The 2494-nt window shown below is 38.7% G+C and carries 4 protein-coding genes; 2 read left to right on the forward strand and 2 right to left on the reverse strand.

All coding sequences use genetic code 11. The features are described 5' to 3' along the window. The coding region (locus B2X72_RS21085) for a GNAT family N-acetyltransferase (protein WP_286851373.1) at positions 1-347 on the reverse strand (347 nt) is incomplete at its 3' end. Positions 348-592: 245 nt separating this feature from the next. Here B2X72_RS21085 and B2X72_RS21090 point away from each other — a divergent pair. Together B2X72_RS21090 and B2X72_RS21095 are read left to right on the forward strand one after the other, a co-directional pair. Further along, positions 593-1180 (forward strand): Crp/Fnr family transcriptional regulator, encoded by a 588-nt coding sequence (locus tag B2X72_RS21090; RefSeq protein WP_145328318.1) that lies wholly within the window; start codon positions 593-595, stop codon positions 1178-1180. A 102-nt stretch (positions 1181-1282) separates the two neighbouring features. After that, entirely contained in the window at positions 1283-1876 is a 594-nt protein-coding gene (locus B2X72_RS21095; protein ID WP_286851375.1) for a YceI family protein, read from the forward strand. Positions 1877-1938: 62 nt separating this feature from the next. Here the strand turns inward: B2X72_RS21095 and B2X72_RS21100 are convergent. Next, positions 1939-2494, reverse strand: a 556-nt coding sequence (locus B2X72_RS21100) for an SDR family oxidoreductase (protein ID WP_286851376.1), incomplete at its 5' end; no start/stop codon positions are given.

Raw genomic sequence — 2494 nt, forward strand, 5'->3', positions numbered from 1 at the left:
AACATCATCTCTTTGACCAATGGATTGATGCCTGCACCCCAATATGCACGGGCATAAAACGTATACCCAACAAAAATCGATTTTTCCGCCTCATCAAGGCCATAATACCGCGTACTACCGATGCAGGCACCACTTTCCTTATCCAAGATCAGATAAGCAGACTTACTTGCTAAGGCGCCTTCAAAAAATTGGCGAAAAACGTCTTCCTTCCAACGGTCCCTATTAGGATGCTGTTCCCAGATCAGGGGGTCTCTGGCAACTTGATATAGCGTATCAAAATCCGCTGGTTCTATGATTCGTAATACAACCTTATCGTTTTCAAGAGTATTGGGTGCAACAAACTTCATGAGATATATTTATAGTTTTAGCAATCAAATTATTTTAAATCCTACAGAAGATACCAATTATTGATGAAACTATTTGAATTACGGCAATATCCAGTCAAATATTACACCAAAATGTTGATTTCATCACTGTTTTGATCAAATTGAATAAAAGCAATAGCCAGCAACTGAATTATTTTAACTTAGGATTGATAGGAATCAAACAGCTTGTTAAATTAGCATTGCAAAATTTCGTATTTTACAGCCAAATGGAACAATTCAAGGAATTTGTAAAACAACGCATTGATGTCACTGAGGAAGAACTGAATGACATCGTTTCACGTTATCAGGTAAGGAAAATAAAGAAAAAAGAATACTTTCTCCGGGCCGGAGAGGTGTGCCACCATGAAGCATACGTGATCAGCGGTTTATTTAAATCATTCTATGTCACCGCGGATGGGATCGAACACATTCTACAGTTTGCAATTGAAGATTGGTGGATCGGCGATATTGCCAGCTTTAATTATCAGGAGCCAGCGCTTCAAAATATCCAAGCTTTGGAAAACGCTGTGGTACTTACACTGTCAAAAAAAAATAAAGACAAACTTTACGAAGATCATCCAATCTTTGAGAAACTCTCCAGGATAATGGCCCAACGTGCCCAAATAGCATCGCAGCACCGTATTATCTCGAGCATAGGTTTTACAGCACAAGAGCGGTATCTGGATTTCATCAAAAGGTATCCTAAAATCTATCCGCGGATCTCCAATATGCAATTAGCATCCTATCTTGGCGTCACGCAAGAGTTTTTAAGCCGTCTAAAAAGACAAATATTAAAGCCGAATCGAAATTCTTGACCTACATCAATTTTTTCGTTGTTAGTTTATCCCACCTTTGCAGAAGCTTGTTCAAACAAACATTTTGAACTTTTGAAGGTTAGATAAATAAAAAGAAAACACATGAATAAATTTTTCCAAATTTTGGCTGTAGCAGTATTAATGGTTAATGTTGCTGTAGCACAAGTAAAATGGTCTGCAGACCCTGCGCATACAAATGCAAGATTCGATGTAAAACACCTTGGAATCAGCTTTGTTGATGGTGAATTCACAAAGGTAGAAGGTACAGTTGAAACTGCAACAGGAACAGGCTTTAACAATGCTAAAGTTAATTTTTCTATCGACGTCAACAGCATCGATACACGTATAGCTGCCCGTGACAATCATTTGAAGACCGATGATTTCTTTGCTGCGGAAAAATTCCCTAAAATGACATTAAAGTCTACCAGTTTTAAAAATGCGAAAGTAAAAGGAAAATATATTATGATAGCAGATTTGACTATTCGTGATGTAACGAAAAAAGTAACTTTCGATGTGACTCAAAATGGCGGAATCATTACCGACCCTTGGGGAAAAACACGTGCTGGCTTTACTGCTAAAACAAAAATTAACCGTCAGGATTTCGGCATGAAATACAATGATAAATTACCTTCTGGTGTAGAAGCGGTTGCTTCTGATGTTGACATCATTGTCAATACCGAATTGGTATTGAACTAATTGAAAATAATAAATCACACAAACTTAGTGGCTATCCTATTTGATATAGGATAGCGACTTTTTTATAAGCCTTTTAACATACCGCCATCCAGTGGAATATTGGTCCCAGTCAGATAACCTGCATATTCGGAGCAAAGGAAAGCGACGAGATAACCGTATTCTTCAGGCTTACCCAGGCGCTGTGCAGGAACCTGTTTTAACCGCATTTGCAACGCTTCCTCATAGGAAATTCCCAGACGTTGTGCATCTAGCTTGGTTAGCGACTGGATACGATCCGTATCAAACAGACCTGTTAAGATGCTGTTGACAGTCACACCGTCTTTAGCGACATCCACGGCCAACGATTTACTCCAGCTAATCAATGCTGTACGGATCGTATTGGACAACACTAAATTAGACACCGGTTCTTTCACTGTTGAAGAAGACACATTAATAATACGTCCGTATCGGTTTGCCAACATATACGGCAGCGCACATGAGGTTGTGTAACAGTGATTTTGAAATAAGAGTTCAAAAGCATGTTGGTAATCTCGCAGATTTTTTTGCTCTATGGTTCGTGCTTGTGGGCCATCCGAATGATTGAGCAATATATGAACTTTACTAGGCTCAAAATAATGT

The organism is Sphingobacterium sp. UBA7253, assembly GCF_002472745.1.
GTDB lineage: Bacteria > Bacteroidota > Bacteroidia > Sphingobacteriales > Sphingobacteriaceae > Sphingobacterium > Sphingobacterium siyangense.